General features: G+C 67.2%; 1 protein-coding gene. It reads left to right on the top strand.

Going from position 1 to position 895, the window contains the following annotated elements:
• Positions 1 to 850, top strand: an 850-nt coding sequence (cbiT, locus tag EN884_RS37255) for a precorrin-6Y C5,15-methyltransferase (decarboxylating) subunit CbiT (RefSeq protein WP_128361199.1), incomplete at its 5' end; no start/stop codon positions are given.
• Between the last annotated feature and the right edge of the window lie 45 nt (positions 851 to 895).

Genomic DNA, 895 nt, shown 5'->3' with positions numbered 1-895 from the left:
TATCGAAACCGTCTCGCTGCACGGCCGGCCGCTCGACCTGATCCGGCCACTGCTGCAGCCAGGCGCGCGCATCCTGGCGCTGACCTCGGATGCAGAAGCCCCCGCGGCGATTGCCCGCCTGCTCGCGGAACTCGACTTCGGCGCATCGCGGCTGACGATCCTGGAGGCGTTGGGTGGGCCAAGCGAGACCCAGCGCTCGGTCCGCGCCGATGCCTTCGACCTCGAAAACCTCAATCCGCTCAACGTGCTGGCGGTCGAAGTTGAATCCGGTCCGGACGCGCGCGTGCTGCCGCTCACATCAGGCCTTGCCGATCACCTGTTCGACCATGACGGCCAGATCACCAAGCGCGAAATCCGCGCGATTACCCTGTCGGCGCTGGCGCCGCGGCGCGGCGAGTTGCTGTGGGACATCGGCGCCGGCTCCGGTTCCATCGGCATCGAATGGATGCTGGCCCACCCTTCGATGCGCACTTTTGCCATCGAGGCCGATCCGGTGCGCGCTGCCCGTATTGGCCACAACGCCGCCGCTTGTGGCGTTCCCGGCCTTGTCGTGGTCGAAGGCGCCGCGCCCAAGGCGCTAGCCAGACTGGATACGCCTGACGCGATCTTCATCGGCGGCGGCGGCAGCGACACCGGCGTCTTGAGCACAGCCATCAAGGTGCTTCGCTCGGGCGGCCGTCTCGTGGCAAACGCGGTGACGCTGGAGATGGAAGCCCTGCTTCTTGCCCAACATACGAAGCTCGGCGGCGATCTCACGCGGATAAACATCTCCCGGGCCTCGCCGGTCGGCTCGATGCCGGCCTGGCGGCCGGCCATGCCAGTGACGCAATGGAGCTGGATGAAGCCATGATGGTCGCAGGCATAGGCTGCCGAAAGGGCGTGGGCGTCGAAGAGG

It is taken from the genome of Mesorhizobium sp. M7A.F.Ca.AU.001.01.1.1 (assembly GCF_004022735.1).
Classification (GTDB): Bacteria; Pseudomonadota; Alphaproteobacteria; order Rhizobiales; family Rhizobiaceae; genus Mesorhizobium; species Mesorhizobium ciceri.
The sequence above is the reverse complement of the archived record's forward strand: the minus strand, read 5'-3'. Positions and strand labels throughout refer to the sequence as shown.